Consider the following 15,349-nt stretch of genomic DNA (forward strand, 5'->3'; position numbering starts at 1 on the left):
TGATAAGTGATATCACTCCATTATTAGAGGTCTGTTTATGAACCAATTTCTTATTAAAATCGTCGTTATCGTTTCAACCTTATTATTTGTAGGCTGTGCAAAAACAACAACCGTCACGAATCAAAGCGAGGTTACTTCTCATTCTGTTGAGGTATTTTATAGCCCTCCAACAGAAAGAACCTATACAGAGCTAGGAATGATAAACACTCAAACAGGACAAACTATCTTTCATGACAGAAGTAATGAAGGCATGGTGAAGAAACTGCAAGATGAAGCTGAAAAACTAGGCGCAGATGCGATTATTGTTAGAGCATCAAAAGAAGGAACATGGGGAGTTAAAGGAGGAGGAACAACTGGCTTCGAACGCGGTAACGCCGAAGCCATTGCAATCAAGTTTACTGATAACAAGTAAAATTATTGAGATTTAATTTTCTGGTAAGTGCTAATCACACCAAGAAGAATAAAACCACTCAGTAAACCGATAATCCCATTACCAATGGTTAAATAGGTTGCAGCAACATAAGGAATACTAGGAAGTAAGCTAACAACGCTTTCTAGTGCATGATGAACAAATGGAATACTGTGGACAACAATACCACCACCCACTAAAAACATAGCGATGGTACCAACGACCGTTAAGAACTTCATTAACTTTGGTGCCATTGCAACAAGTCCATTCCCAATAGAGCCCAAAATGCCCTTTCCATCACTTTTACGCTGTAGATAAAAGCCCAAGTCATCCATTTTCACGATACCAGCAACAAGGCCATACACGCCAATGGTCATCAATACTGCGATTAAGCTCATGACCAATACTTGAGTAATAAACGGGTGCCCTTGAACGGTTCCAAGCGCAATGACAATGATCTCAGCAGACAAAATAAAATCGGTACGAATCGCCCCTTTTATCTTCTTCTGCTCATAATCTTCAATGTCCTCTGGATTCGTTTGCGTTTCTTTTTCATGATCTTCTTTTACATCATGATGATGAAAGAATTTCTCATGAATTTTCTCTGCGCCTTCAAAACAAAGAAACAAACCACCAATCAATAATAATGGCGTAATTAACCAAGGTGCAATCGAGCTAATCAACAAAGCTGCCGGAACCAAAATTAACTTATTCTTAAATGAGCCTTTAGCAACACCCCATACCACTGGGATCTCTCGTTCCGCTCTAACACCAGACACTTGTTGTGCGTTAAGCGCTAAATCATCACCCAATACACCCGCCGTTTTCTTTGCTGCCACTTTCGACATCAGAGCAACATCATCAAGTACTGATGCAATATCATCTAATAGTGTTAATAAACTTAACCCTGCCATTTTGTTTCCTTATTTCATCATTCTTAACTAAATAGTAATCCTAATTTGATTCTTGTCATGATTTATTTTTTAGATCATGCACAAGAAACAAAAAAACCACTGACTCAGTTAGAGTCAATGGTTCGTTTTTAATACATCATGTCTTTAATCAAATTCGATTTCAGAGGCTTGTAATTTACCCGCGTTATTAATCAAATCAACATCCACTTTTTTACCTATTGCCAAGTCTGATTTGATTCCATCTTCAAAACGAGTATTTTCAGTAATCGCAACCACTGTTTTACCGTTTAATGTCATTGATGTTTTTTCATCATTAAGAGTAGTTACATAACCTTCCACTTCAGCATTGGCTAAATCAAGCTCATTCTCAACGTCAACATCGTTAGCTATGAAATCTGTATTAAAATTGCCTTCAATTTCAACCCAGACACCATTATTTAACTCAGCAAGATCTTCATGATCCATTCTTGCATTAGAATAATCAACTTTCATTGTTCCAATGTTAAAGAAATTATTCGCCTTATTAATAGAGGTTATTTTACCTTCGTATAAGTCTTCTACTGGTAAGAAATTAGCTTCATGAATAGCATTAATTACCCATTTACCCGCTTCATTAGCATAACCAAATAGCATTACGCGATTATCGGTTGACCCAACAAGATGACTTGCTAAGTTAGCATGTTCAAATACTTGACCATTAACCGTAATGTTTGTATCAGTTACTGACGTTGCAATCCCTACAATTTCAGGATCAATATCAACTTCATAAGCAACACCATTGTCATATTCCACATCAACCTGCATACCTGCTGCAAGTTCATTTGAATTAACATAATGTCCATTCAATTCAATATGAGTACTAGCTAAACTTAATGGCATAGCGTTGATTGTCATCGTATCAGCATTCGCATCAACCGCTTCAATCGCACCAATGTATGAGCTTGATGCACGGCTATCACCTGAATCATCAGAGCCACAACCCGTTAAAACAGCACTTCCTAGCAATAAAATAGCGACTTTCTTCATTTTTTAACCTAATTCTTATAATTAATTCAATTTCTAAGGGTACTATAGTGGTAAGAGTGTGAAGGATTCGTGAAGAGATAAATGAAAGTATTAATTGTTGAAGATAACCATCATGTGGCAGAAACCATTGCCGATTATTTAGAGCTTGTCGGTATTGATATCGATTGTGCTTATCATGGTGTTGCTGCGATTGAAATTCTAAAAAATCAAAGTTTTGATGCTATCGTTATGGATATAATGATGCCAAAATTAGACGGTATAAGTACCGTTCAAGCTTTGAGAAACGATTATGCTTGCAGTACTCCCATTATTTTTTTAACGGCAAAAGACACGTTAGAAGATAAAATCCATGCGTTTGAAGCTGGTGGCGATGATTACCTCGTTAAACCTTTCGCGATGGAAGAGCTACACATACGTTTATTGGCATTATCAAAACGTGGAAAACGCACAGATGTAGGGAAACTAACCTTTGAGGACATGGAAATGGATATCAAAGCAGGTACCCTATCTCGCCAACAACAATCAATAAAACTGGCCCCTATTCAATTAAAAATTATTGCATTATTAATGAAAAAAGCGCCTGATATAGTCAGTAAAAATGAACTTACCGAGCATATTTGGGGTGATGAACTGCCCTCAAGTGATGCATTACGAAGCCATTTATACACAATAAGAAACGCCATTGATAAAGGCTTTGATACCCCAAGACTAGAGACGATTCATGGAAAAGGTTACCGACTTAAATAACACAATAAAGCACCCTAGCTTCTTCAAAAAAATACGTTGGACGTTTGGTATACTCACGTTTTTAATGTTCGCTTTATTTTGGTCTGTTATTTATATCGCAGAAGATCAATTAGAAGTAATTAGTCTTCATCATTGGCTTGATACCGAAGCCAATCAATACATCAAAAAATACCCTCAATTAGGCGAAGAGACTCCTTTGCCTAATGAAGAAGAGTTCTCTACTTATTGGAGCGAACAAGAACACCCTCTTTGGTTAAATACTTATAATAAACCGGGGCTATACGAGCAACAACTCGGTATTGAAGATAAGCATTTTATTGTGAAACCTCATCCATCAGGATCCGGGTTATTATATGTTCTCTTTCAAGATGATTCTGATGATTATTTAGATGAATATGAAGCAAACTTACACATATTGACCTTAGCTCTTGGTGGGATATCTACTATTTTAATGATCTTATACGGCATTTATTTTGTTCGTAGTATTTCCTTACCGCTTCGCCACATTCAACATAAAGTGGAGCTCATGTCTCCAGAGTATGATGACTTCACGGTTGATACTAAATACCAAGAAACACGAGATATTGAGCAAACTCTTTTAGAAAATAAACATCATATTGCTCAGTTTTTTACTCGAGAAAAAGAGTTTAGTCGCTTTGCATCACATGAATTAAGAACCCCTATCATGGTCATCCAAGGTTCTGCCGATTTACTTGCAAAAGTACCTAATCAACCAAATGTCGCTTTAAAAGCCATCAATCGCTTACATCAAGCCAGTGAAGAAATGACCCTCCTCACTGAAACTTTCTTATTGTTAGGTAAACAAGAAATTGAATTCCATCATTTTCATTACTATCAAATTGAAGTGATTTTAAAAGCACAGTTAGAACACCTAAAACCCTTATTTGCAAAACAGGAAATGGGCGCTCAACTCTCCATTGTGACCGGCGAACCAAGCTTAGCACCTAGCAGTTTTATTACCGTTGTGATTAATAATTTAATTAAAAACGCTTTCAGCTATAGCGTGGGAGACATTCAAATATCATTAGAAAGTAATCTGCTCTGTATAACTAACTGCCACGATGGAAATGACACGTATAACGCAGGATATGGTTGTGGACTTGTTATTGTAGAACGAATCTGTGAGCGCATGAATTGGCCGTTTACCATAGAAAAAACATCCACAGACTTTATTACGACGGTTTTATTTGAATCACAAATAAATAATTCTCCAGAATAATCCATGAATTCCTTAGATCCCATTATGTAAATTTTGGTAGAATAATTACATAAGAATGTAATTAAAATGGATGTTATTGTGAACCAAGTAAATACCAACTCAAATCTAACCCAAATAAATGTCTTCCCTGTAAAATCAGTTGCAGGGGTTTCACTGCCCTCAGCTCAGGTCGAAAAACAAGGTTTACAATGTGATCGTCGTTTCATGGTCGCAACACTTGATGGGGCAATGATCACCGCTCGAACACATCCAAACATGGTTAAAGTCAAAGCAATCATAGAACCTGATGGGTTAATACTTTGCTACCCGGGTTTACTTGATTTACACCTAATTTTTGATAATTTTGAAATGAAAAACGTTAATACTACCGTCTGGAGTGATTCATTTTCTGCCTACAGTACCACTCAAGAGGCAAACCAGTGGTTCTCTGCAATTTTAGGCCTTAAAACACAACTGCTTTATTCTGGTAAGCAATCTAATCGTGTTCGTGAAAAAATAAGAACTAACGTCAGTTTTGCCGATGGTTATCCATTACTCGTGATCAGCGAAGCCTCTCTGGCTGAACTAAACAAACGCAGTACTGGCCACCAAACGATGGCACAATTTAGAACAAATCTTGTGGTATCAGGAACAGAAGCATTCATAGAAGATTCTTGGAAACGAATCCGTATTGGTGAGGTTGAATTTGAAATAGTGAAACCTTGTCAACGTTGTATCTTAACGACAGTTAATCCACATACCGCTCAATATCACCCAAATAAAGAGCCATTAAAAACATTCTCGACTTTCCGCGCTGATGACTCTGGAAAGGTCTATTTTGGTCAAAACCTAATCGCAAAAAACGAAGGTACAATTAACGTCGGTGATGCGATTGAAGTATTAGAAACCAAAGAGAAAGAATATTATGCCGACTCAGGTACTATTACTACGAGCAAGCCCGCTGCATCTGGCACCGTGAAAACAGAAAACGAAGATAAACTAAAAGAGATCACCATTAGCTTAAACGGCAATTTATTCACCGGTAATACAGAAGATCCTTTACTTCAGCAAGTAGAAGCGGCCGGTCTAAGTATTAACAATAGCTGTCGTGCCGGTTTATGTGGTGCATGTCGAGTGACTTTAGAATCTGGCAACGTTGAGCAAGAAGATTCTCCAGCACTAAATCAACGTCTCAAGGATGCAGGGATGATCTTAGCGTGCTGTGCTATTCCAAAATCAGACATTGAAGTCGTTGACTAATTTATTAGAAACCCAAAGAGAGAAAGGCATAGGACGATGTCCTTCTCTCAGTTACAATAGCGCCAATTCGTAATTAAAGAGATCCTCATGTCAGATCAAGAAGAATTTGAAGTAGAAGCGATTGGTGTTGAAGTTAACATGCAACCAATTGAACTCTACAAAGTATTAAAAATTGCCAATGTTGTGAATGGCGGCGGTGAAGCTAAACACATGATTGGTGAAGGCTATGTGGGTGTTAATGGCGAATTAGAACAACGTAAACGTCGTAAAATGTACGATGGTGATGTAATTGAATTCAATGAAGAATATTACGTTGTGATCTGTGATACGCCAGTTGGTGAGCTTCCAGAAATCATAGAAAAACCAGAACCAATGGTTATCCAACCAGCGCCTTCTGAGCCAAAACCTAAAAAAGAAAAAAAGAAAAAACAGAAGCCAGAGATCCCAACAACGATTGACCCAAACAGTGGTCGTAAATCGATAAACTTCTTCTAAATTTCGACATTTATGTCAACCAAACAATCAAAGCCCTCAAGTTTATACTTGGGGGCTTTTCTTTGCTCACTTCTTCTCATTAATATTATTACCTATTTGTAAAAGTAATTTTTTATTTAAGCTATTATCATTAAAAATGAAATAGATATACTGCGATCATTATAAATAATTGATTACTTAGGAATTTTAAAATGGGATGGCTTTTTCTTCTTCTCGCAGTAGCCTCTGAGGCTGTTTCACATGTCGCACTTAAAGCAACTGATGGGTTATCACACCTTATCCCTAATGTCATTGTAATTACCGGTCATCTTGGCGCTTTCTATTTTTTAAGCCAAGCAATGAAAACCCTACCTGTTGGTGTTGCTCATGCATCGTGGGCAGGTCTTGCAATTGTTGCTGTAACCCTTATTTCTAATGTGTTTTATCATCAACATTTAGACAGTAAAATATGGATAGGCATTGGCTTTATTAGTATCGGAATTGCGATCATAAATCTTTCATCAGTTCCCCATACCCATTAAGGGAATTTTATTGTTATGATAGCAATATGAGCACAGCTCACCGACATTAACTCTATAAAAAGGCAGAGGTTTATGACCAAACAACCTAAAAAAGTGCTGATCTTATTTGCACATCCTTCTCAACACCGTTCAGAAGTCAATGTACCACTGCTTAACACCGCAAAAAAAATAGAGAACGTCACCGTGGTCGATCTCTATCATGACTACCCAAAATTCAATATTGATATTGATAAAGAACAAAAACGACTGCTCGAACATGACGTTATTATTTTCCAATTCCCACTTTACTGGTATTCCACCCCTGCTATTTTAAAAGAATGGCAAGATATGGTTTTAGAGTACGGCTTTGCCTATGGTACTGAAGGGCTTTCTTTGAAAAATAAAGTCTTTTTCTGTGCCATGACTGCCGGTGCAAAAGAAGATGCCTATAAAAATGAAGGATACAACCATTTCTCAATCAGAACATTAATGTCTCCGTTAGAGCAAATGGCGTCACTTTGTAACATGCGATACATCGCCCCTTTTATTTTATTTGGTGCCCGAACCGCATTCGAAGATGATCAAATCAAGATACACACTGAACGCTGGAAAACGCTTCTAACCGCATTAGTGGATGATAGAGTAGACATCAAAGAAGCCAATTCAGTACCAAAATTAAATCACTATTTTGATCGTTTTATTAAGGATGAATCATAATGACCGGATATTTTCTACAAGCCTTCATTTATCTTGTTGCCGCAGTGATTGCCGTTCCAATAGCAAAGCGTTTAGGACTTGGTTCCGTTCTCGGTTACTTAATCGCAGGTGTCGTTATTGGCCCGATCATCGGTCTTGTCGGTGAAGAAACCACAACCATCCAACACTTTGCTGAATTTGGTGTGGTCATGATGTTATTTTTGGTGGGTCTTGAACTAGAGCCGAAAATGCTCTGGGCAATGCGCAACCGTTTAATGGGATTAGGGGGGCTTCAAGTTGGAGGAACCACCGCCATTGTGATGGCGATTGCGATGTTCTTTGGCCAATCTTGGACTATCGCCCTCACTATTGGTCTTATTTTTGCTCTTTCATCTACCGCTATAGTTCTGCAAACCTTTAATGAAAAAGGCTTAGCAAAAACAGAAGGCGGCAAAAATGCATTCTCTGTTCTGCTTTTCCAAGATATTGCCGTCATTCCAATGCTGGCTTTCATCCCACTCTTAGCCTTACCAGAATTGGTTGAGAAAGCACAACTTGCCGCGGCAAATGCCGCAGAGCACCATGAAGAAATTAGCTTAGTCGTAGGGCTACCTGGCTGGGCTTACGGTATCGTAATTACGGCTTCTATTGCTATCGTTGTGGTTGGTGGACATTACTTAAGTCGTCCTCTTTTTCGCTTTGTGGCGAGTTCTGGGTTACGCGAAATATTTACTGCAACCGCATTAATGTTAGTCATCGGTATTGCCGCATTAATGAGTTTAGTGGGGCTATCTCCTGCGCTTGGTACATTCTTAGCCGGTGTCGTCTTAGCCAACTCAGAGTTCAGGCACGAATTAGAATCAAACATAGATCCCTTCAAAGGGCTTCTATTAGGCCTCTTCTTTATTACTGTTGGCGCAGGAATTGATTTTGGCATTTTGTTTGATGATTTCTTTACCATTATTGGTCTTACGATTGGCGTTATGGCATTAAAAGCACTTGTGTTGTTTGCCTTAGCGGTCATCTTTAAAATCAAAAACAGTGACCGTTGGTTATTTGCGTTAAGTCTCGCCCAAGCCGGTGAATTTGGCTTTGTACTGTTAAGCTTTACAGTACAAAATAACGTATTACCACCAGAAGTTGCTCAACCATTATCTTTAGTGGTCGCACTGTCTATGTTCTTAACGCCTGGTTTATTCATTTTATTTGATAAAGTGATCTTGCCTCGCTATGAGCAAAAATCAAATGATCGCGAAGCCGACCTCATTGAAGAGAAAGGCACTGTGATTATTGCCGGTGGCGGTCGCTTTGGTCAGGTTATTAACCGTTTCTTGGTCTCAAACCATGTTAAAACCGTCGTACTTGATCATCAAGCAAGCCAAGTAGATGCCCTACGTGAAGTAAACACAAAAAGCTACTATGGCGATGCTACTCGTCCTGAATTACTTCATACCGCAGGAATAGAACACGCCGCCATGCTTGTTGTTGCCATCGATAATCAAGAAAGTAGCGTAGAAATCGTTAAGTACGTAAAACACATGTACCCCAACGTAAAAATCTTAGCTCGAGCATTTGATAGAGGGCATTCCTACATGTTACGTTGCGCTGGCGCTGATTTTATTGAATCAGAAACCATGCGTTCAGCGTTAGAAATGGGCGCAGAGGCAATGCGTTCTCTTGGCCAACATCCTTTCCATGTTGAACAGCAAAAGATTGCCTATAAGAATGTTGAGAATCAAAGTTCTGACACCTTATATCAAGCCTGGGTCGATGATTCAGAAGGCGAGCGTTACGATAATAACTACCGTAAACTCTTCATTGAATTAGAAGGCACAATCAAACAAGCGATGAGTAAAGACCGCTCTGATAAACACAATCAATCAGAACGCGCATGGACACCGCCACCAAAAGGCTATGCCGATAAAATAGAAGACTAACGTCTGTCGCTAAAAAGTGAATGCCCTACCTAGCTTAAATCTAGATTAGGGCATTTTTTATTCTTTACACTCTGAGTAACAACTTGGTTTTCTTGGGCACACTGCGCCACGAGAACAAATAACGCGAGCGTCAGTTTCAAGTCCTCTTTCTATCCAATTAATATTCAATATTTTAGCCACGCTAATCAATTCTCTTTTGATATTTTTAGATATAGGACTTTCACCGCCATTTTTAACGCATAACTTTTGCAAATCCCGAGCTAACGAAACCGCATCTTTACCTTGAGCTTCAATCGCGGGGTTCAAATCAATACCCGCACATAACACGCGATCATTGCCAGCAGGATCGGTCATATTAACTGATTCACAACAATAAATTCTCGGTTCATTATCCACATTCAAGATTGATATTTGAGCAGAACTTCCCGCTTTCGATTCTGATAACCGACGGAACACCGCCCAATGATGACAAGGATCATTCACTTGAGTCATGTTTCCCCAAGGCAATGGAATTCCGTTGCCTCGGTACACGGCTTTTAATTTACCGGGGGCATACGCATCAAAATAATGCCAATGAGGATAAGGAGAAACTACCGTCATTCTTCGCATCGCGACGGATGGAGAAACTCCGGCAATTTGATGCGCCTCAATCTCATAGCCGTGCCTATCTAACAATTGTCTAAATGGCACTCTTGGGCACAATAATGCCCCCGCAAAAAAACTGGATTCAAAATCACGCCACGCATGCAAAATATCCTGCGCATTCAATGCACTGTCAGTATGGTGGACCTCATTATCAAACACACGATGGCTTCCTACCGACAGCGAACTCTTTAACCCTTCTTTATTGTGTAATACACAGTGCCCAATATAAACAGCAAGATCATATTTCAATCGTGTTGGGTACTGCTTCAATATCTCATTTAAGTAAACGGTGCAAGGTGGTTCAAAAAATGAAGTGAGTAACTCTTTTCCATTCACACCAAATTCGTCAACAACAGACGTCGGTGTTTCTTGAACCCATTTAAGCGTTAAACCATGAAAAGCCGCCATGTCCATCATTTGTTCAACACTCAAAGGTAGTTGTTTTAGTCCAACCTCTTCAGCTGCTCGTTCTAAATCAGGAAAGTGATTTTGATTGTTCTCTTGATGAGCTCGGATCAGAAGATGAGCAAACTGTCGCCCAGTGACACCGGTTTGATTTAGCATTTCAGGGATCGCGATTTGAAGAATATCACTAGAGAATAAAAAACTTGGTTCTAACACCATGCCACTTATTCCCCCTTTCCTTCCCTTATCTGGCGTAATGGCTTGAGCTTCTGGCTCATTGTCTAAAAACCATGAAGATTCTTTTTGAAAAACAGTAGCAATAACTTCCAGCATATCTGCACTGGGAACACGCTTTCCTCTCTCTATCATTGAAAGATAAGACACTGATGGGGAGTTCTCAGGATCAACTCTTACGCAACGAGTTGAAAGATCTTCCATCGTTAAATGATTGCGTTTTCTCAGATTACGAATTTTAGTTCCAAGAAAATGACTTTGTCGAATTAAGCTTTTTGACTGGCGCATCTTGTAAAATTCACACTGTAAAGTTTTTGTTGTGAAATTGTAATCAAAAGTAAGCTAAGCTTCAATACAAGTAAGCAAACAACTCTGACCAGTGTGACTTACTTAAACTTTTAAAGGAATATATGAGGGAAAGACTATGGCTATCACAACAATAAACACGACGAATAATGAACAAAAAGAAACTCCGTTTATGGCTGAAGCCGTCTTTGCCGTAGAGGAAATGAACTCAAACACAAATAAAGATAAGCAACATGAAATAAAACAATTACTCGATAAATTGTTTCCATTAGCGAAAGGGTCACACCAAGATGTAACTAACTACTTATTGGATTATCACCATCTTGTTGTGTTTTTTAAAGATGGTGGATGCAGCGGATTACTTAACCCAGGGAAATTTGTTGCATTTACTGGCCACCGCTCATCACCTGATAGAATTCTATTAAAAGACAACAGTGGCAGTCATGTAGAAATTGTTTTTGGTCATCATGAATCAGGGAAAAACAAACTGGTGACAATTGATGATATTGAAATGGAAACCTGTACTACGTTTAGTCAAGACTTCAGTTTAGCGGCGATGCGTTATTGGATCAGTTTATTAAAACGAGACGACAAATCACAACCGAAAGCTCGCCAAGAAGACAAAGATTATACGGCTAAAAATGGGGGTGATTACCAACTGGCCTGTTGCTTCAGTTTATAATAAAAAGGCCGCTGTATATGAAATAGCGGCCTCTTTTAACGGTTTGATCTAAGCTACTTATGTTTGTTGTAATACATGCTTCTATCTGCTTGATGTAAGAGCTCATCTACGGATTTCATTTTAGAATTAAAACGAGCATAGCCAATACTGGTTGCTACATGAATCGTACAGTTTTCATATAAAAATGGCTTTCGGTTAATACTGTATAACACTTTATTCATAATGAAATGAATATCTTGTTTTTTAAAGGTTCGAGGCAATAATATTAAATACTCATCACCGCCCACTCTTGCCACAATATCGTTACTGCGTAGCACTGTTGCCACTCTTCTAGCCACTTCTTTTAAAACAAAGTCACCAACGGAATGGCCATAAGTATCATTAATCGCTTTAAACTTCTCTAAATCCAAATTCAATAACGTAAATTTCTCACCTTTCTTATGGCCTTTTAAAAAAAGGGTTTTTAAAGTGAACATAAAATAACGTCGGTTTGGCAACTTGGTGAGTTCGTCTTCTAAAGATCGTCTTGTCGCTGTCACGTATAGTCGATAAATGACAATCAAGGAAAGCAAAGCAAGACCAAAGAATGAATAACCAATAATACGAAGTAAATTTATTCGGTACCACGGGAATATACTTTCTAATGATTGTCCTTTTATTGCGATTTGCCAGCTACCATAAGGTAATGTTACCGTTTCAATCGCCGTTGGCTCAACAAACGTATCTAAATACCCAAGAAAAACCTCACCTTCACTGCCTAAGCTGTGTCTTCCTCTTACGGCTACTTGATAAGATTCTTTCAGTTTATATAAACCTGTCCCATAAAAAAGAGCTTCGTTATCAATAACAAGGCTTACCGAGCCCCAATAAATACGATTAGTGGGAGGATCTAAGAAAGTAGGCATTCGAACAATAAAAGCATCTCCACCCTGCACTAAGGCAACGGGTCCGGCAATGAATATATTTTCTATTTCTCGTGCCATATTAATGCCAGGCCATCTCTCTGGTGCACGTTTAAAATTTAATCCAATTGCTCTTTCATTCCCTTTTAAAGGAAACACATATTCAACAACATCATCAGGAGCAACGCCTAAACTACGGATATAGTTTGAATCTCGATAAAGCTCTTCAGCAATGGGACTCCATTCATTGAGCGTTGTTCTTGGGTTTACTGTAATTAATGTTGCTAAGCTATTCGCAATAAAGATATCCGAATGAATGGCGGCTTCCAGCTTTGCTCGTACAATCGCCAACTCTTCTTTTGCTTGTCTGCTTACTTCATTCTTCAAATAGATGTACTGCTTCGTATGAAGTTCTTCAACAACAAACACGATAAGTAGAACACTACTGATTAGTGCTGAAAATAACGTTACCTTTCTATTTAAAAATAACAGCAATTTCACTGATTTTTTCCTAATTTGAAAGTACATTTACAATGCCACGAAAACATAAAGCATTCCATATTGATAATATACTATAGTAGCATTTAGCATGGTATTTATCTGTGTCTTTTTTAATCACACTATAGTTTGGTGTTCAAATTCATTTTCTCAGCTTTTGTTAATTTTGAAGTGACTAAAAAGTAAGAATTATCAATCCACTCCTCTAGCATTCCTCTCGATACTTCATCATCAAGAGTAACGGTTATCCAATGTTTTTTACTCATGTGATAGCCTCGCTGGATACAAGTGAATTCTTCGCTTAAAAAAGTAACATCACAAGGTTCTGCTTTCAGCGTAATACATACCCTTCCATCTTTGCTACCAATGAGAGCAAACATTTTATTGAACACTTTAAACACTAATGCATCGGGACCAAATGGATAAGAACTCTCGCAGCAAGGTTTCGCTAATAAATAATTATTCAATTCGTTTTCTGTCACTTGTTTTCCCTCAATTACAGGTTCATTTATTGGTGATACACTCTTGGCTTAACTCTAGGAGCCTATTTATGTCATCAGAATTAAAACTGATCCCAATTGTATTCTTATGTGCTTTCTTGTCTATTATTGGGCATTTTATTTTAAGCAGTTTGTTTTCTGAAGAAAATTGGCTTGAATATATCGCAGCGATAATACCAATATCGATGATTATCATTGGGTATTGTGCATTTAAATTTGCGGCAAAAAACGACAATCGATAGAACTCATATCGAGTGCTTTAATTTATATTGTTCAGGGGTACAATCTGCATACCTTTTGAACATGGTAATAAACGGGCTTGCTTGATTATAACCAAGACTGAATGCCACTTCTTTAATCGACATATTCTTACGTAATAAATCTAACGAATATAAATAACGCATTCTCAAGCGCCATTCAGTAAAACTCATTCCTAGTTCATTTTGACAATGTCGAGATAGCGTTCGCTCTGTTGTATGATTTCTACTTGCCCATTCAGAAAGTGATGTCTCATCTGCCGGATTTGCTTCTAGTGCTTTCAATATTGGTTTTAATAATTTATGTTTGGAAGAAGGTACAAATCGTTCGCTAATTTTTGCTACTAATAATTGATCAAATAATACGCCAATTAAACGTTCTTCTTCTTCCGTTGTCGCTTGCTGTATATCTCGTAATCTCAACTCTGAAATAAGTACTTCAACAAGTGGGGAAACTTCTAATAAACAGGTATGTTGAGGCATGCGATCAGCCAAAGAGGGGATGATATTTACCGAGCAATAATCTATCGGCTTTCGGTTATAGCTTTGATGATTGACCCCAGCAGGTACCCAAATAGCAAAATGAGAAGGTGCTAAAAAACGCTGCCCTCCTGACTTCAACTCTAAAATACCACCACTAATGATCTGTAATTGTCCCCAGAGATGAGAATGTGCACGCGTTTCAGTATTCGATCGAAAAGCATCAAACAGTAGAAAGATATCCGATGGTAAGGCATCAAAACTGACCGATGCTTGTATATGCCGTGAGTTTTCCACCTTCATCATTTCCTATTCGTTCACAATTCTTATCACAATATATCTCTTTTAGCCTAATAGGTGAATCTTAGATTCACAAATAAAATAATCATAAGGGAGTATACAAATGTAAAATTACGTTTACACATAAAGATTACTATTCACATTCTATTAAATTATAATAACGTTCTGTTTTTAACCGTTTATTATCTCGCTTTAAACGTAAAATTAATTATAAATCGATTGCATTGATTCTATAATATCATTACTATCCATGCACAAAATGTAACCAAGAAACACGCTTTACACATCAGAAAAAATGCCAGTAATAATATATCTATAAATAAAGAAAATATATTTTACATGACTTCTAAATCGCATTTATGATGTGCTCATTCTAAAATAAAAAACATCGATTTATATATTTCAATTCTAGCCTTTCGTGATGTCATTAAAAAATCACTGAAATAAATAATCTATAATTGAATACACTTCGATATATTATTACGATTTTTCATAGGCATATTATGTTAGATGAACAAACATCTATGGAAAGCATTTCTCGACGGATCGAGGCAAGAAAAACAGAACTGGGATTATCAAATACTCAAATCTCGACGGCGTGTAACGTATCAACAAGAACCGTCATCAACTGGACGAGTGGTTTATCTAGCCCACATATTTCAAAACTGATCCCATTGAGCTTTGTGCTAAGAAAAGAATTGAGTTGGATCATATCGGGAAGTGAAAACATTCCAGATTGGCTTGGTGTTACTATGCCTGAAGTGATCGATTTTCATAAAGAATTAGCTAAATACTCAAAATCTGAGCGTACCATGTTATTCAAATCGATCAGCAGCTTAATCGAACAGTTTGGTTTTATTTTAAAATCAAAAGATAAAAAAGACTAATACCTAATCAAAAGTATTTAGCATTATTATTTTATAATGCTAAATATTAT

At 37.7% G+C, this 15,349-nt stretch carries 17 protein-coding genes; 11 read left to right on the forward strand and 6 right to left on the reverse strand.

Annotated features, from left to right (window positions below; translation table 11 throughout):
* Nucleotides 1–37 precede the first annotated feature (37 nt).
* Nucleotides 38–412, forward strand: a complete 375-nt coding sequence (locus tag AACV33_RS08570) for a hypothetical protein (RefSeq protein ID WP_017023288.1) — start codon at nucleotides 38–40, stop codon at nucleotides 410–412.
* Between the two features lie 2 nt (nucleotides 413–414).
* Here AACV33_RS08570 and AACV33_RS08575 read toward each other — a convergent pair whose 3' ends face one another.
* Together AACV33_RS08575 and AACV33_RS08580 are read right to left on the reverse strand one after the other, a co-directional pair.
* Nucleotides 415–1,323, reverse strand: a complete 909-nt coding sequence (locus AACV33_RS08575) for a DUF808 domain-containing protein (protein WP_065611720.1) — start codon at nucleotides 1,321–1,323, stop codon at nucleotides 415–417.
* A 144-nt stretch (nucleotides 1,324–1,467) separates the two neighbouring features.
* On the reverse strand, nucleotides 1,468–2,349 hold the full coding sequence (locus tag AACV33_RS08580; protein ID WP_182700151.1) for a DUF5666 domain-containing protein: 882 nt from the start codon (nucleotides 2,347–2,349) through the stop codon (nucleotides 1,468–1,470).
* An 81-nt stretch (nucleotides 2,350–2,430) separates the two neighbouring features.
* On the opposite strand from AACV33_RS08580, the gene AACV33_RS08585 reads away from it, so the two are divergent.
* The 7 genes from AACV33_RS08585 (at nucleotide 2,431) to AACV33_RS08615 (ending at nucleotide 9,203) form a co-directional block, all read left to right on the forward strand.
* Entirely contained in the window at nucleotides 2,431–3,096 is a 666-nt protein-coding gene (locus AACV33_RS08585; protein ID WP_065611722.1) for a response regulator transcription factor, read from the forward strand.
* A complete protein-coding gene (locus AACV33_RS08590; RefSeq protein WP_017023292.1) occupies nucleotides 3,071–4,336 on the forward strand; it encodes a sensor histidine kinase in 1,266 nt (421 codons plus the stop codon). Before AACV33_RS08585 ends, AACV33_RS08590 begins: the two co-directional genes overlap by 26 nt.
* A 66-nt stretch (nucleotides 4,337–4,402) precedes the next feature.
* Nucleotides 4,403–5,575: a YcbX family protein gene (locus tag AACV33_RS08595; RefSeq protein WP_065611723.1), complete on the forward strand. Its 1,173-nt coding sequence runs from the start codon at nucleotides 4,403–4,405 to the stop codon at nucleotides 5,573–5,575.
* An 87-nt stretch (nucleotides 5,576–5,662) separates the two neighbouring features.
* On the forward strand, nucleotides 5,663–6,070 hold the full coding sequence (locus tag AACV33_RS08600) for an RNA-binding S4 domain-containing protein (RefSeq protein ID WP_012551755.1): 408 nt from the start codon (nucleotides 5,663–5,665) through the stop codon (nucleotides 6,068–6,070).
* Nucleotides 6,071–6,261: 191 nt separating this feature from the next.
* Nucleotides 6,262–6,591 (forward strand): DMT family transporter, encoded by a 330-nt coding sequence (locus tag AACV33_RS08605; RefSeq protein ID WP_012551754.1) that lies wholly within the window; start codon nucleotides 6,262–6,264, stop codon nucleotides 6,589–6,591.
* Nucleotides 6,592–6,663: 72 nt separating this feature from the next.
* Nucleotides 6,664–7,287, forward strand: coding sequence for an NAD(P)H-dependent oxidoreductase (locus tag AACV33_RS08610; protein ID WP_017023294.1), 624 nt, complete (start codon nucleotides 6,664–6,666; stop codon nucleotides 7,285–7,287).
* Complete coding sequence (locus AACV33_RS08615; RefSeq protein ID WP_017023295.1) at nucleotides 7,287–9,203, forward strand: monovalent cation:proton antiporter-2 (CPA2) family protein; 1,917 nt, start codon at nucleotides 7,287–7,289, stop codon at nucleotides 9,201–9,203. Before AACV33_RS08610 ends, AACV33_RS08615 begins: the two co-directional genes overlap by 1 nt.
* A gap of 57 nt (nucleotides 9,204–9,260) precedes the next feature.
* Here the strand turns inward: AACV33_RS08615 and AACV33_RS08620 are convergent, their stop codons facing one another.
* Nucleotides 9,261–10,775: a DUF3612 domain-containing protein gene (locus AACV33_RS08620; protein ID WP_182700152.1), complete on the reverse strand. Its 1,515-nt coding sequence runs from the start codon at nucleotides 10,773–10,775 to the stop codon at nucleotides 9,261–9,263.
* Nucleotides 10,776–10,911: 136 nt separating this feature from the next.
* On the opposite strand from AACV33_RS08620, the gene AACV33_RS08625 reads away from it, so the two are divergent.
* Nucleotides 10,912–11,475: a hypothetical protein gene (locus AACV33_RS08625; protein WP_182700153.1), complete on the forward strand. Its 564-nt coding sequence runs from the start codon at nucleotides 10,912–10,914 to the stop codon at nucleotides 11,473–11,475.
* A gap of 53 nt (nucleotides 11,476–11,528) precedes the next feature.
* On the opposite strand, the gene AACV33_RS08630 is transcribed toward AACV33_RS08625, so the two are convergent.
* Nucleotides 11,529–12,878 carry a diguanylate cyclase gene (locus tag AACV33_RS08630; protein ID WP_339379721.1) on the reverse strand — a complete coding sequence of 450 codons (1,350 nt, stop codon included), beginning with the start codon at nucleotides 12,876–12,878 and terminating at the stop codon, nucleotides 11,529–11,531.
* Nucleotides 12,879–12,997: 119 nt separating this feature from the next.
* The gene (locus tag AACV33_RS08635; RefSeq protein ID WP_023604281.1) at nucleotides 12,998–13,357 is read right to left on the reverse strand and encodes an MmcQ/YjbR family DNA-binding protein; all 360 of its coding nucleotides are present in this window, start codon (nucleotides 13,355–13,357) and stop codon (nucleotides 12,998–13,000) included.
* 68 nt (nucleotides 13,358–13,425) lie between these two features.
* Here AACV33_RS08635 and AACV33_RS08640 point away from each other — a divergent pair, with 68 nt between their 5' ends.
* Nucleotides 13,426–13,617: a hypothetical protein gene (locus AACV33_RS08640; RefSeq protein ID WP_017023300.1), complete on the forward strand. Its 192-nt coding sequence runs from the start codon at nucleotides 13,426–13,428 to the stop codon at nucleotides 13,615–13,617.
* Between the two features lie 3 nt (nucleotides 13,618–13,620).
* Here the strand turns inward: AACV33_RS08640 and AACV33_RS08645 are convergent, their stop codons facing one another.
* Nucleotides 13,621–14,415: an AraC family transcriptional regulator gene (locus AACV33_RS08645; protein ID WP_023604280.1), complete on the reverse strand. Its 795-nt coding sequence runs from the start codon at nucleotides 14,413–14,415 to the stop codon at nucleotides 13,621–13,623.
* A 500-nt stretch (nucleotides 14,416–14,915) separates the two neighbouring features.
* Here AACV33_RS08645 and AACV33_RS08650 point away from each other — a divergent pair, with 500 nt between their 5' ends.
* Complete coding sequence (locus AACV33_RS08650; protein ID WP_017023302.1) at nucleotides 14,916–15,299, forward strand: helix-turn-helix domain-containing protein; 384 nt, start codon at nucleotides 14,916–14,918, stop codon at nucleotides 15,297–15,299.
* Nucleotides 15,300–15,349: the final 50 nt, after the last annotated feature.

Origin of the sequence: Aliivibrio sp. SR45-2 (genome assembly GCF_963890165.1) — a bacterium.
GTDB classification, from domain to species: Bacteria; Pseudomonadota; Gammaproteobacteria; order Enterobacterales; family Vibrionaceae; genus Aliivibrio; species Aliivibrio salmonicida.

What these genes read in the sequence shown, in the direction of transcription:
- AACV33_RS08570 (WP_017023288.1), top strand. Translation starts at nt 38, where the DNA reads ATGAACCAATTTCTTATTAAAATCGTCGTTATCGTTTCAACCTTATTA.
- AACV33_RS08575 (WP_065611720.1), bottom strand. Translation starts at nt 1,323, where the DNA reads ATGGCAGGGTTAAGTTTATTAACACTATTAGATGATATTGCATCAGTA.
- AACV33_RS08580 (WP_182700151.1), bottom strand. Translation starts at nt 2,349, where the DNA reads ATGAAGAAAGTCGCTATTTTATTGCTAGGAAGTGCTGTTTTAACGGGT.
- AACV33_RS08585 (WP_065611722.1), top strand. Translation starts at nt 2,431, where the DNA reads ATGAAAGTATTAATTGTTGAAGATAACCATCATGTGGCAGAAACCATT.
- AACV33_RS08590 (WP_017023292.1), top strand. Translation starts at nt 3,071, where the DNA reads ATGGAAAAGGTTACCGACTTAAATAACACAATAAAGCACCCTAGCTTC.
- AACV33_RS08595 (WP_065611723.1), top strand. Translation starts at nt 4,403, where the DNA reads ATGGATGTTATTGTGAACCAAGTAAATACCAACTCAAATCTAACCCAA.
- AACV33_RS08600 (WP_012551755.1), top strand. Translation starts at nt 5,663, where the DNA reads ATGTCAGATCAAGAAGAATTTGAAGTAGAAGCGATTGGTGTTGAAGTT.
- AACV33_RS08605 (WP_012551754.1), top strand. Translation starts at nt 6,262, where the DNA reads ATGGGATGGCTTTTTCTTCTTCTCGCAGTAGCCTCTGAGGCTGTTTCA.
- AACV33_RS08610 (WP_017023294.1), top strand. Translation starts at nt 6,664, where the DNA reads ATGACCAAACAACCTAAAAAAGTGCTGATCTTATTTGCACATCCTTCT.
- AACV33_RS08615 (WP_017023295.1), top strand. Translation starts at nt 7,287, where the DNA reads ATGACCGGATATTTTCTACAAGCCTTCATTTATCTTGTTGCCGCAGTG.
- AACV33_RS08620 (WP_182700152.1), bottom strand. Translation starts at nt 10,775, where the DNA reads ATGCGCCAGTCAAAAAGCTTAATTCGACAAAGTCATTTTCTTGGAACT.
- AACV33_RS08625 (WP_182700153.1), top strand. Translation starts at nt 10,912, where the DNA reads ATGGCTATCACAACAATAAACACGACGAATAATGAACAAAAAGAAACT.
- AACV33_RS08640 (WP_017023300.1), top strand. Translation starts at nt 13,426, where the DNA reads ATGTCATCAGAATTAAAACTGATCCCAATTGTATTCTTATGTGCTTTC.
- AACV33_RS08645 (WP_023604280.1), bottom strand. Translation starts at nt 14,415, where the DNA reads ATGAAGGTGGAAAACTCACGGCATATACAAGCATCGGTCAGTTTTGAT.
- AACV33_RS08650 (WP_017023302.1), top strand. Translation starts at nt 14,916, where the DNA reads ATGTTAGATGAACAAACATCTATGGAAAGCATTTCTCGACGGATCGAG.